Annotated in this window: 19 protein-coding genes and 1 tRNA gene; 15 read left to right on the forward strand and 5 right to left on the reverse strand. The window is 64.2% G+C overall.

From position 1 onward, the window contains the following. Positions 1 to 40 precede the first annotated feature (40 nt). Positions 41 to 514, reverse strand: coding sequence for an acyl-CoA thioesterase (locus ACFOOR_RS13675; RefSeq protein ID WP_343163145.1), 474 nt, complete (start codon positions 512 to 514; stop codon positions 41 to 43). A 70-nt stretch (positions 515 to 584) separates the two neighbouring features. On the opposite strand from ACFOOR_RS13675, the gene ACFOOR_RS13680 reads away from it, so the two are divergent. From ACFOOR_RS13680 to ACFOOR_RS13690, 3 genes are all read left to right on the forward strand, one after another. Continuing rightward, positions 585 to 1,358 carry a competence/damage-inducible protein A gene (locus tag ACFOOR_RS13680; protein ID WP_343163146.1) on the forward strand — a complete coding sequence of 258 codons (774 nt, stop codon included), beginning with the start codon at positions 585 to 587 and terminating at the stop codon, positions 1,356 to 1,358. 201 nt (positions 1,359 to 1,559) lie between these two features. After that, positions 1,560 to 3,443: a vWA domain-containing protein gene (locus ACFOOR_RS13685; RefSeq protein WP_343163147.1), complete on the forward strand. Its 1,884-nt coding sequence runs from the start codon at positions 1,560 to 1,562 to the stop codon at positions 3,441 to 3,443. 209 nt (positions 3,444 to 3,652) lie between these two features. Then, a tRNA-Leu gene (locus ACFOOR_RS13690) sits at positions 3,653 to 3,739 on the forward strand. Positions 3,740 to 3,904: 165 nt separating this feature from the next. On the opposite strand, the gene ACFOOR_RS13695 is transcribed toward ACFOOR_RS13690, so the two are convergent. After that, entirely contained in the window at positions 3,905 to 5,995 is a 2,091-nt protein-coding gene (locus ACFOOR_RS13695) for a TonB-dependent receptor (RefSeq protein WP_343163148.1), read from the reverse strand. Between the two features lie 67 nt (positions 5,996 to 6,062). Then, complete coding sequence (locus ACFOOR_RS13700) at positions 6,063 to 6,464, reverse strand: hypothetical protein (RefSeq protein WP_343163149.1); 402 nt, start codon at positions 6,462 to 6,464, stop codon at positions 6,063 to 6,065. Positions 6,465 to 6,559: 95 nt separating this feature from the next. Here ACFOOR_RS13700 and ACFOOR_RS13705 point away from each other — a divergent pair, with 95 nt between their 5' ends. The 4 genes from ACFOOR_RS13705 to ACFOOR_RS13720 are packed head-to-tail and all read left to right on the forward strand — an operon-like array spanning position 6,560 to position 9,841. Further along, on the forward strand, positions 6,560 to 7,171 hold the full coding sequence (locus tag ACFOOR_RS13705; protein ID WP_343163150.1) for a DNA-3-methyladenine glycosylase family protein: 612 nt from the start codon (positions 6,560 to 6,562) through the stop codon (positions 7,169 to 7,171). A gap of 57 nt (positions 7,172 to 7,228) precedes the next feature. Then, a complete protein-coding gene (locus ACFOOR_RS13710) occupies positions 7,229 to 8,005 on the forward strand; it encodes a hypothetical protein (RefSeq protein ID WP_343163151.1) in 777 nt (258 codons plus the stop codon). Beyond that, positions 7,992 to 8,828 carry a pentapeptide repeat-containing protein gene (locus tag ACFOOR_RS13715; RefSeq protein ID WP_343163152.1) on the forward strand — a complete coding sequence of 279 codons (837 nt, stop codon included), beginning with the start codon at positions 7,992 to 7,994 and terminating at the stop codon, positions 8,826 to 8,828. Before ACFOOR_RS13710 ends, ACFOOR_RS13715 begins: the two co-directional genes overlap by 14 nt. A 59-nt stretch (positions 8,829 to 8,887) precedes the next feature. After that, entirely contained in the window at positions 8,888 to 9,841 is a 954-nt protein-coding gene (locus tag ACFOOR_RS13720) for an NAD(P)H-dependent flavin oxidoreductase (protein WP_343163153.1), read from the forward strand. Between the two features lie 56 nt (positions 9,842 to 9,897). Here ACFOOR_RS13720 and ald read toward each other — a convergent pair whose 3' ends face one another. Further along, the gene (gene ald, locus ACFOOR_RS13725) at positions 9,898 to 11,016 is read right to left on the reverse strand and encodes an alanine dehydrogenase (protein ID WP_343163154.1); all 1,119 of its coding nucleotides are present in this window, start codon (positions 11,014 to 11,016) and stop codon (positions 9,898 to 9,900) included. Positions 11,017 to 11,194: 178 nt separating this feature from the next. Here ald and ACFOOR_RS13730 point away from each other — a divergent pair, with 178 nt between their 5' ends. Continuing rightward, positions 11,195 to 11,698: an Lrp/AsnC family transcriptional regulator gene (locus ACFOOR_RS13730; RefSeq protein WP_343163155.1), complete on the forward strand. Its 504-nt coding sequence runs from the start codon at positions 11,195 to 11,197 to the stop codon at positions 11,696 to 11,698. A 37-nt stretch (positions 11,699 to 11,735) separates the two neighbouring features. Next, a complete protein-coding gene (queF, locus tag ACFOOR_RS13735; protein ID WP_343163156.1) occupies positions 11,736 to 12,197 on the forward strand; it encodes a preQ(1) synthase in 462 nt (153 codons plus the stop codon). A 2-nt stretch (positions 12,198 to 12,199) separates the two neighbouring features. Here the strand turns inward: queF and ACFOOR_RS13740 are convergent, their stop codons facing one another. Next, a complete protein-coding gene (locus ACFOOR_RS13740) occupies positions 12,200 to 12,835 on the reverse strand; it encodes a nitroreductase family protein (RefSeq protein WP_343163157.1) in 636 nt (211 codons plus the stop codon). Positions 12,836 to 12,935: 100 nt separating this feature from the next. Here ACFOOR_RS13740 and ACFOOR_RS13745 point away from each other — a divergent pair, with 100 nt between their 5' ends. The 6 genes from ACFOOR_RS13745 (at position 12,936) to ACFOOR_RS13770 (ending at position 19,685) form a co-directional block, all read left to right on the forward strand. Further along, positions 12,936 to 13,586, forward strand: coding sequence for a TetR/AcrR family transcriptional regulator (locus ACFOOR_RS13745; RefSeq protein WP_343163158.1), 651 nt, complete (start codon positions 12,936 to 12,938; stop codon positions 13,584 to 13,586). Positions 13,587 to 13,677: 91 nt separating this feature from the next. Further along, positions 13,678 to 14,802, forward strand: coding sequence for an efflux RND transporter periplasmic adaptor subunit (locus tag ACFOOR_RS13750; protein WP_343163159.1), 1,125 nt, complete (start codon positions 13,678 to 13,680; stop codon positions 14,800 to 14,802). Further along, positions 14,799 to 17,933, forward strand: coding sequence for an efflux RND transporter permease subunit (locus ACFOOR_RS13755; RefSeq protein ID WP_343163160.1), 3,135 nt, complete (start codon positions 14,799 to 14,801; stop codon positions 17,931 to 17,933). Before ACFOOR_RS13750 ends, ACFOOR_RS13755 begins: the two co-directional genes overlap by 4 nt. A 34-nt stretch (positions 17,934 to 17,967) precedes the next feature. Next, a complete protein-coding gene (locus tag ACFOOR_RS13760; RefSeq protein WP_343163161.1) occupies positions 17,968 to 18,561 on the forward strand; it encodes an NUDIX hydrolase in 594 nt (197 codons plus the stop codon). 5 nt (positions 18,562 to 18,566) lie between these two features. Beyond that, entirely contained in the window at positions 18,567 to 19,376 is an 810-nt protein-coding gene (gene cysE / locus ACFOOR_RS13765; RefSeq protein WP_343163163.1) for a serine O-acetyltransferase, read from the forward strand. A gap of 84 nt (positions 19,377 to 19,460) precedes the next feature. Further along, complete coding sequence (locus ACFOOR_RS13770; protein WP_236954402.1) at positions 19,461 to 19,685, forward strand: DUF3126 family protein; 225 nt, start codon at positions 19,461 to 19,463, stop codon at positions 19,683 to 19,685. Positions 19,686 to 19,689: the final 4 nt, after the last annotated feature.

The following is a 19,689-nucleotide window of genomic DNA, read 5'->3' on the forward strand; positions in this document are numbered from 1 at the left end:
ACTATAGGCACCATGCGGGTATGGGCAATCTTGCGGTGCTTTAACTTTCCGTCATCAGCGCCGCGGCGACCGAAGGTTTCACGCAATAGTGTTCGGCGAGTTTTGGTGACATCCGCGCCGGTCGTCCGCTCGTCAGTCGGAAACAGACGAGATCCATCCGCGCCCGGAACACGGTGGCACCGTCACCGGCACGCCGGAACTGGTAACGCCGTTCCGCGCGCAGCCTGCCGTCCGACTTCGAGATCCACACCGCGCAATCGATCGCGTCGCCGGTGCGCAGATGCCCCAGATAGTCGCACTCCGACCGGATGATCGCCATGCCGTAATCCCATTCGGCGAACTGCGTGCGCGGATGTTGCGGGAAGTGATCCTCCCATTGCGCCCAGGCCGTCTCGTGCGCCCAGACCAGGTAGCGCGCATTGTTGACGTGGCCGAACTCGTCGAGATCGGCCTCGCCCGCAGTGATCCGCAGGATGAAGGGGTCGGGCAGGTCCCAGCCGTCGAAATCGCTCATGGCATCCTTCCGTCTTGGCCACCGCTCACGGCCCGGTCTATATGCCCGCTTGAGCGAGGGAGGCAAACCGATGAGCGAGCGGGTGACGGCGGGCGTGGTGCTGATCGGCGACGAGCTTCTGTCCGGCCGCACGCGCGACATCAATCTGCAGCAGATCGCGCAATTCCTGGCGCCGCTGGGCATCCCGGTGATCGAGTGCCGCACCGTCTCCGACGAGGAGGATCATATCGTCGAGGCGGTGAACGCGCTCAGGCGCCGCTGCACCTATGTCTTCACGACCGGCGGCATCGGCCCGACCCATGATGACATCACCGCCGACAGCGTCGCGAAAGCCTTCGGTGTGCATATCGGCGAACGCGCCGACGCCATGGCCATCCTCGACGAGTGGTATTCCAGGACCGATACGCCGCTCACCGAATCCCGCCGCCGCATGGCGCGCATCCCCGACGGGGCGGCGCTGGTTGCCAACCCGGTCACCGGTGCGCCGGGCTTCCAGCTGGAGAACGTCTTCGTCATGGCCGGCGTGCCGAAGATTGCGCGCGGCATGCTGGAAGACATTGCCCCGCGCCTGACCCGCGGCGCGGTCACCCACGCCGTGACCGTCTCGGCCGGGGGCCTCAGGGAAGGGGATATCGCCGATGCGCTGCGCGCACTGCAGGATGCGCATCCCGGCGTCTCGCTCGGCTCCTACCCCTTCTTCGTCGAACAGCCCGGAGGTGCCATCAAGCGCGGCACGAATCTGGTCGCCCGTTCGACCGATGAGGGGGAGTTGGAGACAGTGGCGAAAGCGCTCGAAGCCCTGATCCTTGAGGCGGGCGGCATTCCGGCGCGGATTGCGGAGTAAACGAATTCATGGGGTTCCCGCGTACGCGGGAATCCGAAACCGGGTGCAAGCGTCAGGTCCCCATTTTCATGGGGGCCCCAGGATGAGAGAAAATGCCGCATCCCGCCGCATTTCTCTTCAAATCGCCCTGTTTCGGCCCGCCTGTGGCGCGAATCCGGCTTAACGTGCCATCCGCGGGGACAGACAGGGAAGGGACCCAACATGCATCGCCGATTACTGACGGGCGTGGCTGCGTGCGCGATCGCGCTGACGACGCTGCCGATCACGCCGATGGCCGCCGCGCAGGAGCGCCGCCCGGACGCCGACTCGGACGACATTTTCGCCCGCTGCCCGACCCTGGTCGCGCATCGCGGCGGATATGGTGACAACGACTATGCCCGCCGCGGCGGCTACGCCCCGCAGCCGATGTATGGCGCGACACCGCCCCCGCCGCCGCCACCCCCGCCACCGCCTCCTCCGCCGCCACCGCCACCGCCACCGATGGCAGCCGAGCAGGAAGATGTCACCGTCACCGCTTCGCGCATCGCGCGGGACCAATTCACGACGACCTCGCCCTTGCAGGTCATCAATCCGGAAACCGCAACTGCAGCCGGATTGATTGGACCCCAGCCCATGCCCGGCGATATCGACCGCGAGCGCTATGAGGATGTCGAGATCAATCCCATCGCGGTGACGGCCGAAGACCCGGTTTCCACCTTCTCCATCGATGTCGATACGGCGAGCTATTCCAATGTCCGCCGCTTCCTGCGGGACGGCGAATTGCCGCCGACGGATGCGGTGCGGATCGAGGAGATGGTGAACTACTTCAACTATGATTACCCGCTGCCCGAGACCATGGACACGCCCTTTGGCGCCAATGTCACCGTCCTGCCAAACCCGTGGAATGCCGATACCGAGCTGATGCATGTCGGCATCCAGGGCTATGACATTCCCGAGGGCGAGCGCCCCGGCGCCAACCTCGTCTTCCTGATCGATGTGTCGGGTTCGATGAGTTCGCCGGACAAGCTGCCGCTCGCCGTCAGCGCCATGCACATGCTCACCGACACGCTGGCCCCGGAAGACCGGGTCTCCATCGTCGTCTATGCCGGGGCCGCCGGCGCGATCCTCGAACCGACCCGCGCCGCTGACCGCGAATGCATCCACGCTGCGCTCGACATGCTCGAGGCCGGCGGATCGACTGCGGGCGGGGAAGGCATCCAGCTGGCCTATGACTTCGCCCGGGCCAATTTCGACGACAGCGCGATCAACCGGATCATGCTGCTCACCGATGGCGACTTCAATGTCGGCGTGACCAGCGACGAACGCCTCGAAGACCTCGTTACCCGCGAACGCGAAAGCGGCGTCTACCTGTCGGTGATGGGTTTCGGCGAGGGCAATTACAACGACGATCTGATGCAGACGATCGCCCAGAACGGCAACGGCATCGCGGCCTATATCGACAGCGAGCGCGAGGCCCGCCGCTTCCTGGTGGAGGAGAGCTTCTCCGCCCTCTTCCCGATCGCCAATGACGTGAAGATCCAGGTCGAGTTCAACCCGGCCCGCGTCGCGGAATACCGCCTTGTCGGCTATGAGACGCGCCTGCTTCGCCGCGAGGACTTCAACAATGACGCGGTCGATGCCGGCGAGATCGGATCGGGCCATTCCGTGACGGCGATCTACGAGATTGCCGCCCCGGATTCAGACGGTCTGCGCAACGATCCGCTGCGCTATGGAGATGCCCAGCCGGAAGCTTCGACCGATGGCGAATACGCCTTCGTCCGCATCCGCTACAAGCGTCCGGGCGAGGATGAGAGCATCCTGATCGAACAGCCCGTGACGGACGACAACGCCGTCGGCAGCTTCCGGTCGGCGTCGGACGATGTGCGTTTCTCGGTCCTGGTTGCGGGCTTCGCCCAGATGCTGCGCGAGGATCCGTGGATCGCAAACGAGGACTTCACCTACGACTACATCGCCGAGGAAGCCGCTCTGGCGCTCGGTGCGGATGAATACGGCCACCGCGCCGAATTCGTCGAGTTGGTGAACGCCGCCGCTGGCCGCATTGCGCTCGGCACGACCAAGCCGGGCATGGACTCCCCCGCCCGGTAAGCAACAGCCCCGGGTCAGGGGCGGACGGCTTTCGGGCCTTCGTCCGGGGACAGGGCCCAGGCTCCACCACGAGCCCCCGGGGTGGTGAAGGCTGCGGCACACGCCGCAGCCTTTGCCTGTTCGTGTTCGCTCCCCCTGCAATCGGGCGTGGAAAGCCGCGCGCCTTCGGCTAGGCGCGGCGGCGTTTTGCGGTAAGACTCCGAACGTGTGCGGGCGTGGCGGAATTGGTAGACGCAAGGGACTTAAAATCCCTCGGCCGCAAGGTCATGCCGGTTCGATCCCGGCCGCCCGCACCAGCCTACGCTCGCTTTCGCGAGCTTCGGCTGGGCGAGCCAGAAGTTCGAAGGCTGTCCTGCGAAGCCTCGGCGAAGCAGGGCAACTTTTCGGTGGATCGAATTTGAACGCAGAATGCCCCGGCAATCCCCGGACGGCGGTGCCGCCGCCCGGGGGTGCCAGGAGCGCTAGCCCCGCCAGCTGAGGCGCAGGCCGAACCCGCGCCCGGCGCCGGGCAGGCGCTGGCCCAGACCGACATCGCCGGAGGCGTTGCGGTTGTATCCGGACAGATGCTCCTCGTACGCGGCGTCGAGGAGATTGGTCACGCTGGCCGACAGGCGTACCTGATCGGTCACATCCCATCCCGCATGCAGGTTGAGAAGGCCGTAGCCGTCCGTCGGGGCTTCGGAATTGGTCAGCGAGACATCGTCCTGCTGGGCCACGCCGACGCCTTCGGCGGTCACGAACCAGTCCCCGGCCTCGCGCGTCACGGCGAGGGTGAGGGAGGGCGGCGCCACGCGGTAGAGATGGTCGCCGATGTCGCGGCGTTCGCCGCGCACGACGCTGGCCACTCCGTCGATCCGCCAGACCGGAGACAGCCGGTATCCGAAGTCGAGATCGACGCCGTAGAGCCGCGCATCGACATTGGCGAAACGCAGCGGCGTCGGGTCGCCATTCATCGAGGCGACCATCTCCACCGGCGTGTCGATCACGCCGACCGTGGCGTCGAACGGCACACCCTGAATGTAGTCGTCGACCTGCCGGAAGAAGATGGTCGGGCGCAGGTTGAAACTATCGCCCGCAATGTCGAACCCGGTCTCGACGATCCATGCCGTTTCGGGACGCAACGCCCGGTCGCCGACATAGACATTGCCGTCGGCCAGACCGCTGCTGGCCTCGGTCGGCAGCCAGGCGAAGCGCTCGATATAGCCGGGCGCCCGCGTCTTGCGCGCCAGCGTGACTCGCCAGGTGACGGCCTCGTTCAGCGGCCGCCAGGCGCGGAGTGCCGCGTCGACCGTGGTGTCGTCGAGATCGCGCGGCCCGGCATTGAACGCCGCCGCCAGCATACCCGGCATGGCAGGCACGGCAGGGCCGACGCTGGACAGTCCGGCGACCGCCTCGTGCCAGTCGGCGCGAAGCCCGGCCTCAACCGTCCAGCCCAGCGCCAGACCTTCCCATTCGGCGAAGACGCCGGTGCGGTTCATCTCCGTGCCGTTCACCGTTTCGATGAAGAAATTCACATTGTTCGGATTGGTGATCCGCACATCATGCGTGTCTTCGGTCCGGTCCACTCCGGCGCTGATCGTGCCGCCTGCCAGCGGATGCGACAGCCGCAGATCGAGTGTACGGGATTCGCTGGAGGCGAAGGTCTCGCGCCACATCATCATGTTCGCCGGGGCCGGCCGCAGCGTGAAATTGTTCATCGCGTGATCGACGTCCGCGCCCGACAGCGTCAGCGACACATCCGTCTCGCCGAACCGGCCGCGCCAGCCGGCCCGGGCGATGTCGGTGTTGAAATAGCGGATGTCCATCGCGAAGGGCGGATTGCCGGTCAGGCCGGTTTCCTGCCGCCTTGCATCGAGGAAGAATTCGTTCGACCCGATCCGGGCGCCCGCGCCGACGCCCCAGACGCTGCGCTCATGTTCGGTCCCGCCGACAATGCCGCCGGGGAAGGACAGGTCGCCGCCTTCCTCGCGCGAGGCGAGCAGGTGAAAGCGCAGCGTGTCGTTCGAGACTGCGGCGAGCCCGCCCGCCAGCCAGGAATCATCGGCGGTGTTTCCGCCCGCCATGACATCCCAATGCGGGGTGAAGCCGGGGCCGGAGGTGAAATCGCTCGACTTCAGAACGGCATCGAGACCGCCAGCGAGGCCGGGGCCTTCGGACACCGGCGAGACGCCGCGGTCGAGCACGATCGCCGCAACGAGCGGCATCGGCGCGTAGTGGAGCGGCGGGTCCATCAGGTTCGGGCCGCCGGACGCGAAACGCTGACCGTCGACGCGGATATTGAGGCGCGGGCCGAACAGGCCGCGATACTGTACCTGGCCCGAGAGGCCGCCATTGTCGATCAGGGCCGCACCGGGCAGGCGCGCGGCGAGGGCGGCGGCATCGGGCCCGGCGGCTGGTTCCTCGCCAGGGTCGAGCCGATCGGTGTCGGTGGAAAGCCGCTGACCGGTGACGACGATCACGTCGGTCAGGGGATTGGTTTCCTGCGCATAGGCAGGGGCGGAGAGCGCGGTCAGCGCAAGGGCGCTGGCCGACAGGCAATAAAGGCGGGGCATGGATATGTCCTCCATCCCGGCGCGACTTGGCGCGTCCGGACATGTGATCTGAAACGGTGAATGGGGTTCAGATCAGGCGCGGAGGATCGCGGTTGCCTGCGGGGCGCAGGCGGATCGTGTCCGGTGCGGCGGGCTGCAGGGGGGCAAGGTCGGCCGTGTCCGAAATTGACGGTAGAGGCAGATACTGCGCGTCGACCGCGAGGACCGGTGCTGTCCCGGCGGAGAAAGCGCAGGGCGCGCCGTCCCGGTCATGGTCCGGCGCTTTCGGCGTGCGGGTCTCGCCGGTTTCCAGATTGATCTCGAGGAAGGCCGGCTCGATCCCCGAGCAGATCCGCACCGACAGCCAGCCACCATCCGTGGACGGCATATAGCCGTCGGGCGTCAGCGCACGCGTTCCCGCACCCAGAAGAGCGAGCACCAGGAAGAGCGGTGCCAGCGCGGCGCGCAGATTGGCGAACGGGCGGTTCATCCAGCCCGGTTAGCACCGGTTTCCCGACGAGCAAATGCGGCAATGGAGCGCGCAATCCTGTGGCGCTGACCCGGGCGCAGCGCTAGCCTCCCGACATGCCGCACCGCGCCATCCATGCCCGCTTCGTCGAGACCGCCGCGCCGCTGAGTGCGGATCTGGCGCGGGCGATCGAGCGCGCCGGGCCGCTGGAGCTGCCGAACCGGGCCGATCTGCCGCTGGCGGAATATCTCTGCCGCGCCATCGCCGGGCAGCAGCTGTCGGTGAAGGCGGCACGCACGATCTGGGGCCGGGTCGAGGCGAGCGCTGAAGGCCGTCCGCTGGTCGGCCACTTCCACGAAGGCAATACCGAACTTCTACGCACCTGCGGCCTGTCCGGCGCCAAGACGAAATCGATGATCGCGATTGCCGCCGCGGCCCGGGACGGCGCGCTGGACGCCGAGAAGATGCGCGGCCTGACCACGCCGGAACGCGCCGCGCGCCTGACCGCCATCTGGGGCGTCGGGCAGTGGACGGCGGACATGCTGAACATCTTCTGGTTCGGTGATCCGGATGTCTGGCCCGACGGCGATGTCGCCGCCCGCAAGACGCTGCAGCGGCTCACCTCACCGCGCCGGAAATCGGTCCGCACCGCCGAGCGCTTCGCGCCGCACCGCTCCTACCTCGCCCTCTATATGTGGACGCATTGCGACGCCCCGCCGGATCAGTAGGTACGAATTGCGTTGAACGCGGTTAGCGTCATCAGTAGAAAGAAATTAAAACCTTTAATGTTAACCTATAGAGAGCGCACTTTGAAAATTTCTGAACAAACACAAAATGAGTTGAAAAGTTTGGTTGAGATCGAGTGCGCTGCGGTGCAGGGCTCCGATGAATCTCGGCTGGCATTAAATTTAGTTGTTCGCTGCGGTGAACACGAAATATTCAGCGACCGCTACCAAGCCGTGTGCGGAGTTTCGGAATGCCGAGTGAAAATTACATACGAGAACCTCGAGATTGCGAAAAACACACGCCTACAGGATGGGCAAGCGCCTCATCAGATTGATTATCTAAGTGAAATTTCTAAAACCGAATTTGCCGGTACGCAAACACATGTCGAGGCAAGAGCTTTAGCGAGCGCGAGCAAGGGAATCGGCGCTGAGGGACGCGCTAAGTGGGAATCAAAGAGTTTCAGGAAAAATAGAACTAACGAAAGTGTTAGTGGTATAAAGTACAGAGTGCGGGCGCTCAGCGCAGACTTGTGGAGCCTTGCAGAAGTAACCGGAGGCGTTTTAGAGGGACGAATTATAGGTGATGACAATATATGCGACCTTGCTAAAACTGATGATAAATTGGGTGAGATTTATGTCGATCTTTTTGTCAGGCCGGATTGGATTGTCTTAAAGGAATTATATAAGATTGACGATGGTTCCTCAGTCAGGATTACAAACGGAAACAAGGCAAAAATAATCGAGATACTTATTAAGAAAGCAATCGGAAGGATTGGTGCCAATATAACGCTGTCGCAATCGAGGCTGATTGAGGTTGTAGAAAATGACGAAATTTGATAATGTTCATCTTGATGACGACGCAATCGACCGAGTTATTTCAGAAGAAAGCACTAGATTCGATATATTGGTTAATTGTGCAAAATTAAATCCAAAGGAAGACTTTCGAGGAATGGATTTGAAGGGCGTTAATTTTTCGGGTAGCGATTTGAAAGGATTTAATTTTTCTGGTAGCGACTTAAGCGGTGCGAATTTTCGAGGTGCATTATTTGTTGAGGCGGATTTTCGAGAGGCAAATTTGGAAGGCGCGGAGTGGGATAATACCCAGGAAGACGTGCTCATTGAATATTATGCTCGGGCATTCAAGTATTACGATAATAGTCTTCATGAATACCTATTAGAGAGAATTCAGTTAAGCTTGGTTGAGGACACATTAACGTTTTTAAGTAAAAGTGTTATAAATTCCGAATACAGTGTTGGAGAAAAAATACGAAAGGAAATTTCTTCAACTGTATTGATACCAGTTGGCGCAGACGGTTCCATAGACTCAAAAATATACCCAAGAAATTTAAATTTAACAAAACGAGTGCGTGCAATACGAAATGCGCTGCAAGGCCAATCTTTAGAATCGCCGATTAGAAATAATAATTTGATTCTACCGAATATTTTAAAAAAAATAATTTCGGAAAGTTACCGAGGAAAAGACGGATTGATGACAATTTTTGATTTAGAGCAATATTTCCCAGAACGTATTGTTCGCAATCGATCTTGGTTCATTCAGCGACTAAAAGCTAAGCGATCTCTGATTATGTCCGCGAGCGATCAAGATGAGGTGAACGATCAGGTTCAGTCACAGCTCGACTTCCCGCCTGCCGCCCCCTAGCTTCCCCGTAAACGCTGTTCACCGCCCTGTGGGGCGGACGAGGGAAGGGGACCAAACGCATGGCCGAAGCCGAAGCCCTGAAGGGAAAACTGCGCCTGCCCGTCATCGGGGCGCCGCTCTTCATCATCTCCAATCCGGACCTGGTGCTGGCCCAGTGCAAGGCCGGTATCGTCGGCAGCTTCCCGGCCCTCAACGCCCGCCCGCAAAGCCAGCTCGACGAATGGCTGGATCAAATCACGTCCGAGCTCGACAGCTACAACAAGGCGCACCCCGATGCGCCCGCCGCGCCCTTCGCCGTCAACCAGATCGTCCACCGTTCGAATGACCGGCTCGAGGCCGATCTCGAGACCTGCGCGAAATACAAGGTGCCGATCGTCATCACCTCGCTCGGCGCGCGGGTGGAACTGAACGATGCCGTCCATTCGTGGGGCGGGATCACGCTGCACGACATCATCAACGTCACCTTCGCCCGCAAGGCGCTGGAAAAGGGCGCCGACGGCCTGATCGCCGTGTGCGCGGGTGCGGGCGGCCATGCCGGCATCAAGTCGCCCTTCGCGCTGGTGCAGGAAATCCGTGAATTCTTCGACGGTCCGCTGGCGCTGTCCGGCTCGATCTCGACCGGCGGCGCCGTGCTGGCAGCGCAGGCGATGGGCGCGGACTATGGCTATATCGGCTCGGCCTTCATCGCGACGGCGGAAGCGCGTGCTGCCGAGGCCTATAAGCAGGCCATCGTCGACGGCACGTCAGACGATATCGTCTATTCCAGCCTCTTCACCGGCGTGCACGGCAACTATCTCGCCCCGTCGATCGCGGCGGCCGGGCTCGACCCGCACAATCTGCCCGAAAGCGATCCTTCGGCGATGAATTTCGGCGGCGACGCCAGGAAGGCCTGGAAGGATATCTGGGGCTCGGGCCAGGGGATCGGCGCGGTGAAATCCGTCGTCCCCGCCGCGGAGATGATCGCCCGCCTGTCGCGCGAATACGCGGCGGCGAAGGCCCGGATCTGCGGCTAGAATCGAAACGGCCCGCCTCATCGGACGGGCCGTTCGCATCGGGTTGAGCGGCAAACCTAGATGCTCGTCAGCCAGGACGGCTTCACATACGGGACCTTCAGGTCGTGGGCGACCGGTTCGTAGGTGATCTCGCCTTCCGCGACGTTGAGGCCGCGCGCCAGGTGCGGATCGTCATTCAGCGCCTTCTGCGTGCCCTTGTTCGCCAGCGCGGCGGTGAAGGGCAGGGTGGCGTTGGTCAGCGCGAAGGTCGAGGTCCGCGCCACCGCGCCCGGCATGTTCGCCACGCAGTAGTGAACGATGCCGTCGATGACGAAGGTCGGGTTGTCGTGCGTCGTGGCCTTGGAGGTCTCGAAGCAGCCGCCCTGGTCGATCGCGATGTCGACGAGAACCGCGCCGTCCTTCATGCCCTTGAGCATCGCCCGGGTGACCAGCTTCGGCGCGGCCGCACCGGGGATCAGCACCGCGCCGATGATGAGGTCAGCTTCCATGACGGCCTTTTCGACCGCCGCGGGGGTGGAGAACGCCGTCTTGATCGCGCCGGCGAATTGCGTGTCGAGTTCGGCGAGGCGCTTCACCGAGCGGTCGAACACGGTGACGTCGGCGCGCGCGCCAACGGCCATTTCCGCTGCATGCGTGCCCGCAACACCGCCGCCGAGGACCACGACCTTCGCGGGCAGAACGCCCGGTACGCCGCCCAGCAGCATGCCGCGTCCGCCCTGCGTCTTTTCAAGGCAGTGCGCGCCGACCTGGATCGACATGCGCCCGGCGACTTCCGACATCGGCTTCAGCAGCGGAAGGCGATTGTCCGCGTCGGTCACCGTCTCGTAGGCGATCGCCGTGCAGCCCGACTTCCTGAGGCCTTCTGCCTGAACCGGATCCGGAGCCAGATGCAGATAGGTGAACAGTGTCTGGTCGGGGCGCAGCATCGCCGTTTCCGACGGCTGGGGTTCCTTCACCTTCACGATCAGGTCGGCGTCGCCGTAAACGCTGGCGGCGTCGGGCGCGATCTTCGCGCCGGCAGCGGTGTAGGCCGTGTCGGAGAAGCCGACGCCTTCACCGGCACCCGACTGCACCAGCACGTCGTGGCCGGCGCGCACGAGTTCCGAAGCGCCGTCTGGGGTCAGGCCGACCCGGTACTCGCGAACCTTGATTTCGGTGGGGACACCAATCCGCATCATTCGTCTCCAAAGGGCAGGTCTTGATCTCGGCACGACCGCTCCGGGTCCGCGCCACGAATTCCGCGCCCTCTTACACCGGGAATACCGGTTTCGCCATCATGCGCTGTCATTGCCATGAAACCGAACGGCGTCCCAGGCGTTTGCGCGACGGGTAGTCACTTACTGGAGCCACGCCGTGGATGGATCGCCTGCGCCTTCCGAACCGATCAGTCTCGATGAGCGTGACCTATCGATTCTCGAAGCCTTGCAGAAGAATGGCCAGCTGACCGTCGCCGATCTGTCGGCGCGGGTCGGCTTGTCGCCTTCGGCCTGCCATCGCCGGGTGAAGGCGCTGGAACGCGCCGGAATCATCGATCGCTATGTTGCCGTGCTGAATCCGCGCGCCATGGGCCGCAAGACCTTCCCGGTCTGGCTCGACGTCAACCTGTCCAGCCAGAATGCCAAGGCGCAAGGCGAGTTCGAGGCCGCGATCGAGGACGTGAGCGAGATTCGCCTGTGCCATTTCGTGGGCGGTACCACGGACTATCTCCTGAAGATCGAGGTCGAGGATTCCGACGCTTTCGACATTCTGCACCGCAAGACGCTGAGCGTGCTGCCGCATGTCGAGCGCATCGTGTCGAAAGTGCAGATTCGCGAGGTCTTTTCCCGTCCCGGCGTGCCGCTGCGGGACGAGGCCTGATTGCCTTCACCGGGGATCGGCGCTAGCTAGCCGCCCCATGACCGATACGCGCTACGAAACCCTCAATCAGCTGGGCGGAGACACCGCGCTTCCTGCATCGCCGGAGGCTGCGATTCTCGAACGCGTCGCCAATCCGTGCGACGCGCCCTACCTGATCCGCTTCGCCTGCCCGGAATTCACCTCGCTCTGCCCGGTGACCGGCCAGCCGGACTTCGCGCATCTCGTCATTGATTATGCGCCGAAGGACTGGATCGTCGAATCCAAGTCTCTGAAACTGTTTCTCGGCAGCTTCCGCAATCACGGCGCCTTCCACGAAGCCTGCACGACGATGATCGCGCAGCGCATGGTGAAGGAGCTGGACCCGGCCTGGCTCAGGATCGGCGGCTACTGGTATCCGCGCGGCGGCATTCCGATCGACGTCTTCTTCCAGACCGGCCAGCCGCCGGAAGGGCTGTGGGTCCCGGACCAGGGCGTCGCGCCCTATCGTGGACGCGGCTAGCTTCACTCTCCCCAGAAACCGACCATCGCGTCGGGCCGGATGCGTTCGACCGGGTCCTCGCCCGGCGATCCGATATGGATGAATCCGGCGATGCGTTCGCCGGACCTGAGGCCGAGCGCGTCCTTCACATGCGGGTCATAGGCATACCACTCGGTCAGCCACTGGCCGGCGAAGCCCATCGCATTCGCGGCCAGGAGAAGGTTCTGGCACACCGCACCGGCCGACAGGATCTGCTCCCATTCCGGGATCTTGTGATTTTCCAGCACGGTGGAGACGACGGCGATCACCAGCGGCGCTCGGGTGAAGCGTCCCGCCTCCTCGGCAATCTTCGCGTCATCGGTCCCGCCCTCCTTGCCGGCGAAGATTTTCGACACGATCGCGCCGGCGCGTTCGCGGCCTTCGCCGCGGAACACGATGAAGCGCCATGGCGCCAGCTTGCCGTGATCGGGCACGCGCTGGGCGATCTTGAGCAAGGTCTTCAGCTGCGAATCGTCAGGCCCCGGTTCCGTCATCGCCCGCGCCGCCGTCGAGCGCCGGCGCGCCATCAGCGCCAGTGTCTCCGGGCTGGGCCGCGCGCCTTCAAGGCGCTCGCCGGGCTCGGGGAAACGGTTCGCGGCGGTGTTGGTTTCATCAGACATCTGAGAGCCTTGTGCGGGTGAATTTTGACGCGTCGATAACGGCGTTCTTATATGAGCGGGGCTGCGGACGGAATAACGTCCGACTTTCAGGGAAGATTACATGGCCACCGAGACCACGCTCGAGGACGTCACGCCGGCGGAGCGCCGGCGCCGACGGGTTCGCGACGCGATCATCGACGCAGCGGAAACCATCTTCGCGGCGGACGGCGAGGCGGGCATCTCGATGCGGCGTCTGGCCGAAGCCATCGATTACTCCCCGGCGGCGATCTACAAGTATTTCGATTCCAAGGAAGCGCTGTTCGCGGAAATGCGCGAACTCTTCTTTGAACGCCTGATCCGTCGCATGGACGAGGCTGCCATCGAGGCCGGTGAGGTCCAGATGCTCTGCGAACGCTGCGGCCGGGCCTATATCGAAACCGCGCTGGAGGAGCCGAAACACTACCTGATGGCGTTCTCGAACTGGGACAAGGACGACGCCCCGGACGAGACCAGCTACGCCTTCGTCGCGGAAAAAAAACTTAAGGACATGGTCGAGGCCGGAATCACCAATGGCAGCTTCCGCCAGATGGACCCCGCCGTAGCGTCGAAATGCGTCTGGGCGAGCGTCCACGGCCTCGCCATCCTGTTGGCATCCATGGACGAATTCCCGCACGGCATGCCGGGGTCCGAGCATGTCACGCGCGACCAGGTGATCGACTTCCAGACCAACATGCTCATCCGCGGCCTGGCCGCCGACCGGGTCTGCGCATAGCGGACATACAAAAAAGTGAACGCTGTTCACTTTTCAAACGCCACACGAAGCCCTAGATGTGTCCCGGCCTGCAGATGTGGGAGCGGGGGATATGTCGGTTCATCTCGGTTTCAGAAGGTTTGGTGCGGGCGCAGCAGTTGCGGCCGCCGCGCTCGGTGTCGCCTTCCTGGTCGTGCTGGTCAGCGCCTCGCGCGGCGCCGATGCCCGCCTTGAACTCGGACAGGCGGCCACGCCCTCGGTTCCCACGCTCACGGTTGAATACCGGTCCGACGCCAGCATGGGAGAGTATTTCCCCGGCCTGGTGACGGCCCGGCGCGAGAGCGAGCTGGGCTTCGAACGCGGCGGACGTATCGACGACATCGCTGTGGATGTCGGCGACCGGGTTGTGTCTGGTCAGGTCCTGGCCCGGCTCGATACCCGCGCGCTCGAAGCCCAGATTGCCGCCGCCGACGCCCAGACCGCGGAGGCACAGGCACAGGTGGCTCTGGCGCAGTCCACCCAGGATCGCCAGCAGACCTTGCTCGAACGCGGACACATCTCCCGGCAGCGCCTCGACGAGGTCGCTACGTCCACTGACGCGGCCGAGGCCCGCCGCCGCGCTGCCGCGGCGTCAGCGAACGCGCTTCGGGCGCAGCTGGCCCTGTCGGTGATCGAGGCTCCGTTCGACGGCGTCATCACCGCCCGCCTGTCCGATGAGGGCGGCATTGCGGCTCCCGGGCAGGGATTGCTGCGAATCGTCGAGGATACGGCGCTGGAAATCCGAGTCGGGCTGCCGGCGGAAGACGCCGCCGCGCTCGAACCGGGCACGCTCTACGCCTTCGAAACCGCCGCGGGAGAGATCGCCGCGCGTTTCCGCGCCTCCACCGGCGTCGTGGACACACGCACACGATCCGTGACCGCCGTGTTTGACGTCGAAGGCCGCGCCCAGGCCGGTCAGGTCGCACGCCTGCGCCTGTTGCAGACCATCGGCACGTCGGGCTTCTGGGTACCGACATCGGCACTGGCCGAGGGCCGCCGCGGCCTGTGGTCTGTCTATGTCCTCGAGGCCGACGCATACGGCACCTACACGATCGCGCCCCATGCCGTGGAAACCGTGCGGATCGACTCCGGACGCGCCTTCGTCCGCGGAGCGGTTGAGGACGGGGCCATCATCCTGCGCGCCGGGCTCGACCGGGTGACACCCGGCCAGCGCGTGCGCATCGGGGACGAGGCATGAGCACGCTCTTCTACCGCTACGCCCGCGTCACCATTCTCGCGATCATCCTGCTGGTCGCAGCGGGACTGGCCGCCTTCTTCACGCTGGGCCGCCAGGAAGACCCCAGCCTGACCGAACGCTACGGATCGATCGTCACGGTATTTCCCGGGGCGTCTGCCGAGCGCGTCGAAGCCCTGATTACGGACCCGCTGGAACAGGCCATCCTGGAACTGGCGGAAATCGACGAGCTGGAATCGGAATCACACAACAGCGTCTCGATCATCGAGATCGCGATGCGCGAAGACCTGTCGCCGGGCGAAGTTGACGAGGGTTGGACCCTGGTCCGCGAACAGGTCGACAGCGTCCGCCCGACCCTGCCTGCCGGTGCGGGCGAACCCGATGTCACCCGCTTCTACATGGGCGCGGCAACACTGGTCGTGGGCCTGACCTGGCCGGAGGGGCAGGAGCCGAACCTGGCGATCCTGTCGCGTCTCGCACAGGATCTTCAGGACCGGCTGGGCAATCTCTCCGGTACGGACGAGACCCGCGTCTTCGGCGCGGCCGAAGAGGAGATCCGGGTTCTCGTCGATCCCGACGCCGCCGCCGCGCTGGGTCTCACGGTCGGCGAAGTCGCCCAGCTGGTTGCCAGCGCCGATTCCAAGACCCCGGCCGGGGAGCTGCGCAATGGTGAAGTGAATCTCTCGGTCGAGGTCGCCGGCGAGTTCGACTCGCTTGATCGCATTCGGTCCGTTTCGATCGCCGAAACCCCCGAAGGCGACTTCGTGCGCCTGGCCGACATCGCCGAGGTCGAGAAGGGCGTGCGCACGCCAGCCGCCACCGCCTCCTTCCACAACAATCGCCAGACCGTGATCGTCGCGGCCTATCTGCAGCCGGAATTGCGGGTCGACACCTGGTCGGCGCGCGCGATGGAAGTGGTCGAGGCCTTCGCTTCGGAGACGCACGGCGTCGATGTCGAAATCCTGTTTCGGCAGTCCGACTATGTCGAAAGCCGCCTGAACGGGCTCGCGACCAATCTCGGCTATTCCGCCCTGATCGTCTTCGTCGTGCTCTTCCTGATGATGGGGTGGCGCTCGGCGCTGATCGTCGGCTCGGCCCTGCCGCTGACCGTCCTGTTCGTGCTCTTCCTGATCAACATCTATGACGAGCCGTTGCATCAGATGTCGGTGACCGGCCTCGTCGTGGCGCTCGGACTGCTGATCGACAACGCCATTGTCGTGGTCGACGAATACCGGCTGATGCGCGGCAAGGGATTGCCGCCGCTCGACGCCATCAACCGTTCGCTGAAACACTTGTTCGCGCCGCTGCTGGCCTCGACCCTGACTACGGTCTTTGCCTTTGCCCCGATCGCCCTGATGCCGGGCAGTGCGGGCGAATTCATCTCGATGATCGGCATCTCGGTCATCTTCGCCGTGGTCTCCTCCTTCCTGCTCGCCATGACGGTGATCCCGGCACTGGCCGGATGGTTCGACGGCGGTGTGCCGCAGCACAATTCGCCCTTCTGGCAGGAGGGAATCTCCAGCCGCCGGCTGACCGCGATGTATCGCGGTGTGCTCGACACGATCGTGGCGCGCCCCTGGGTCGGCCTGGTCGCGGGGATCATCCTGCCGGTTGCGGGCTTCTTCGCCGCCTCGACCCTGCCGATGCAATTCTTCCCGCCCACCGACCGCGACATGTTCCAGGTCGAGATGGTGCTGCCGTCCAATACCTCGATCGAGGAAACCGAACGTCAGGCCCGCCGCGCAACCGATCTGATCCTGTCGCATGACGGTGTGATCGACGTCGTGTGGACGCTCGGCGAGAGCGGACCGCGCACCTATTACAATGTCGCGGGCAGCCAGTCGGACTCGCCGTATTTCGCCACCGGATTCGTGCGCACCGAATCCGCCGCGGTCACGCGCAACCTGTTGCCCGGGCTGCAGCGCGAAGTGATGGACGCCTTTCCGCAAAGCCGCTTCCTGACCCTGCCCTTCGAGCAGGGACCGCCCATACCCGCACCGATCGAGATCCAGCTCGTCGGTCCGGATCTCGCCGTGCTCGATGCGCTCGGGGACGAGGTGCGCGGCGTCCTGGCCAGGACTCCCGGTGTCACCGCGACGACGGCCAGCCTGCGCATGGGCACGCCGGTGGCCCGGCTCGATATCGACGAAGCCTCGGCGCGCATGGCCGGTATCCGGCTCGAGGAACTTGCCAACCGGCTGCGCGCCGACTTCGACGGTGCGCCCGGCGGCAGTGTGCTTGAAGGCGTCGAGGAATTGCCGGTCCGTGTGATCGCCAGAGATGATCGCCGCGCCAGCGTGTCCGACCTTTCAGCCGCAACGATCGCCGACCGCACGGATCCGTCCTCCCTCGGTTCGCCGCTGGGAGCGTTGGGTTCGGTCTCGCTCCAGCCGGAAGTGTCCAACATTTCCCGGCTCGACGGGCGGCGTGTGAACACGGTCTACGGTTTCATCGAACCCTTTACCCTGCCGGCACCGGTTCTCGATGTCTTCCTGGTCAGACTCGACGAAGCCGGGATCGAACTGCCCCCCGGCTATGAACTGCGGATCGGCGGCGAGGCGGAATCGCGCGGCGACGCGGTCGGTGATCTGTTCGGGACCGCCATACCATTGCTGATCCTGATGGTCGGTTCGGTCGTGCTCGCCTTCAACTCCTTCCGCTATGCCGGGATCGTGCTGGTCACGGGCGTGCTGTCGGTCGGTCTGGCCCTGTTCGGCGTCTGGCTGTTCGGCACACCGCTGGGCTTCAATGCCATCGTCGGCTCGATGGGTCTCGTCGGTCTGTCGATCAACGGCACGATCGTCGTCCTGTCGGCTCTGAGAACCAGTGACGCCGTGAAGGCGGGCGGGCACGACGCGATCCAGGACACGGTGATCGACGCGACCCGCCACATCCTGTCGACCACGCTGACCACGATTGGCGGCTTTGCGCCGCTCCTGATCGATGGCGATGCGTTCTGGATGCCCTTCGCATCCGCCGTGGCGGGCGGCGTTGCGGGCTCGGCCCTTCTGGCGCTGTTCTTCGCTCCGGCGGCCTTCGTCCTGTTGCAGCGCATCGAGGCGAAGAAGGCGGGCTTCAAGGCCCGGCTGAAGTCGCGTGCCCGCAGCGGCTCCTTGATCGGCGCTGCCGAATAGCGCCAGTGTCGCCGCGTTGGCGACGGAGCAGGACATGGACGAGACCCGCGGCCCCTGGCGCGTGCACGGCACGCGCATCGCCTACGACAATCCGTGGATGCAGGTCGTCGAACATGACGCCACACGCCCGGACGGAAAGCCGGCCGTCTACGCGGTGATGTGCCCGAAGCATGTCGCGATCGCGGTTCTGCCGATTCACGCAGACGGCAGCATCGAAATGGTTGGCCAGCACCGTTTCGCAACCGACCGCTATGAGTGGGAAATCCCCGAGGGCGGTGGCCGCGTCGGCGGCGATCCGCTGGAGGACGCCAGGCGCGAGCTGAAGGAAGAGACCGGCCTGACCGCGATGCGCTGGCTTCAGATGCTGGAGGTCGACCTTTCGAACTCCATCACCAACGAGCCTGCGATCGGCTTCATTGCCTGGGACCTGACTGACGGCGAGGCCGAACCCGAGGGGACCGAAGTCATCGAACCGCGCCGCCTGCCTTTTGCCGAAGCGGTTCAAAGGGCGGTGAACGGCGAATTCCGGGACATGCTGACGGTGGCGATGCTGTTGAAGGCGCACTATATGGCGGCGAACGGGCTGCTCGATGCCGGGCTCGCCCGGGCGATGCTGAGCGGAGAATAAAAGCGATGACTGCCGAACCGATCAAGGCCCGCACGGGCCTCTCTGCCGTCTGGTCCCGCCTGCGCGTCGAAGCGGCCTCTGCGGCGGCTGAAGAGCCGATCCTCGCCAGCTTTCTCAATGCCGCCGTCCTGCGGCACAATTCCTTTCAGGACGCGCTGATCCACCGTCTCGCGGCAACCCTGGCTGACGCCCAGCTCGACAATCTCGTCGCCCGCGACGTGGTCGCCGAGGCGATCCATGCCGATCCGGCGATTGCCGAAAGCGCCGCTGCCGACATGACGGCCACCGACGAGCGCGACCCGGCGTGCAAGTCGCTGCTGCAACCTTTTCTCTATTTCAAGGGCTGGGCCGCGCTGCAGGGGCATCGCATCGCCCACTGGCTGTGGAATGAGCGCCGCGAGACGCTGGCCTTTCACATCCAGTCGCGGATATCAGAACGCTTCGCTGTGGACATCCATCCCGCCGCGCGCATGGGCCGCGGCATCATGATCGACCATGCGACCAGCGTCGTGATCGGCGAAACGGCAAGCGTCGGAAACGGCGTGTCACTGCTGCATGGCGTGACTCTTGGCGGCACCGGCGCCAAGGGCGTGGATCGCCACCCGAAGATCGGCAATGGCGTGCTGATCGGGGCCGGGGCCAGCGTGCTCGGCAATATCCGGGTCGGCGACGAGGCGCGTGTTGCAGCCGGCTCTGTCGTGCTCAAGGACGTGCCGGAGAACTGCACCGTGGCAGGCGTGCCGGCCCAACCGGTCGGCGGACGCTGTGCCGAACCGGCCCGGCGCATGGAACAGACGCTGCGCGACGACGACTGAAGCGGTTTCCCATCCCGGCAATTGATCGGCTATGGTCCGCGCGAATCCGAAACTCCATTCCAATCAAGCGACAGGGAAATACCCGTGACGCCCACCATCTCCCCGCAGGAATCCGACAAGCTCCAGGCTTTTCTCCAGAAGAAGCTGAACCCCGGCATCGTCGTCCAGCGCCGTCAGCGCGCTGACGAGTGCGCGGAAATCTATCTCGGCCAGGAATGCCTCGGCGTCGTCTCGAAGATCGTCGATGAGGGGGAAACCTCCTTCTCCTTCGAGATCACCATTCTGGACATCGACCTCGAAGAGGTCTGATAGG

The sequence above is a fragment of the Hyphobacterium vulgare genome (assembly GCF_042643335.1).
In the GTDB taxonomy this organism is placed as follows: Bacteria; Pseudomonadota; Alphaproteobacteria; order Caulobacterales; family Maricaulaceae; genus Hyphobacterium; species Hyphobacterium vulgare.

Bases quoted from the DNA above. Each gene is read 5' to 3' on its own strand.
- ACFOOR_RS13675 (WP_343163145.1), bottom strand. From the start codon at position 514: ATGAGCGATTTCGACGGCTGGGACCTGCCCGACCCCTTCATCCTGCGG.
- ACFOOR_RS13680 (WP_343163146.1), top strand. From the start codon at position 585: ATGAGCGAGCGGGTGACGGCGGGCGTGGTGCTGATCGGCGACGAGCTT.
- ACFOOR_RS13685 (WP_343163147.1), top strand. From the start codon at position 1,560: ATGCATCGCCGATTACTGACGGGCGTGGCTGCGTGCGCGATCGCGCTG.
- ACFOOR_RS13695 (WP_343163148.1), bottom strand. From the start codon at position 5,995: ATGCCCCGCCTTTATTGCCTGTCGGCCAGCGCCCTTGCGCTGACCGCG.
- ACFOOR_RS13700 (WP_343163149.1), bottom strand. From the start codon at position 6,464: ATGAACCGCCCGTTCGCCAATCTGCGCGCCGCGCTGGCACCGCTCTTC.
- ACFOOR_RS13705 (WP_343163150.1), top strand. From the start codon at position 6,560: ATGCCGCACCGCGCCATCCATGCCCGCTTCGTCGAGACCGCCGCGCCG.
- ACFOOR_RS13710 (WP_343163151.1), top strand. From the start codon at position 7,229: ATGTTAACCTATAGAGAGCGCACTTTGAAAATTTCTGAACAAACACAA.
- ACFOOR_RS13715 (WP_343163152.1), top strand. From the start codon at position 7,992: ATGACGAAATTTGATAATGTTCATCTTGATGACGACGCAATCGACCGA.
- ACFOOR_RS13720 (WP_343163153.1), top strand. From the start codon at position 8,888: ATGGCCGAAGCCGAAGCCCTGAAGGGAAAACTGCGCCTGCCCGTCATC.
- ald (WP_343163154.1), bottom strand. From the start codon at position 11,016: ATGCGGATTGGTGTCCCCACCGAAATCAAGGTTCGCGAGTACCGGGTC.
- queF (WP_343163156.1), top strand. From the start codon at position 11,736: ATGACCGATACGCGCTACGAAACCCTCAATCAGCTGGGCGGAGACACC.
- ACFOOR_RS13740 (WP_343163157.1), bottom strand. From the start codon at position 12,835: ATGTCTGATGAAACCAACACCGCCGCGAACCGTTTCCCCGAGCCCGGC.
- ACFOOR_RS13745 (WP_343163158.1), top strand. From the start codon at position 12,936: ATGGCCACCGAGACCACGCTCGAGGACGTCACGCCGGCGGAGCGCCGG.
- ACFOOR_RS13750 (WP_343163159.1), top strand. From the start codon at position 13,678: ATGTCGGTTCATCTCGGTTTCAGAAGGTTTGGTGCGGGCGCAGCAGTT.
- ACFOOR_RS13755 (WP_343163160.1), top strand. From the start codon at position 14,799: ATGAGCACGCTCTTCTACCGCTACGCCCGCGTCACCATTCTCGCGATC.
- ACFOOR_RS13760 (WP_343163161.1), top strand. From the start codon at position 17,968: ATGGACGAGACCCGCGGCCCCTGGCGCGTGCACGGCACGCGCATCGCC.
- cysE (WP_343163163.1), top strand. From the start codon at position 18,567: ATGACTGCCGAACCGATCAAGGCCCGCACGGGCCTCTCTGCCGTCTGG.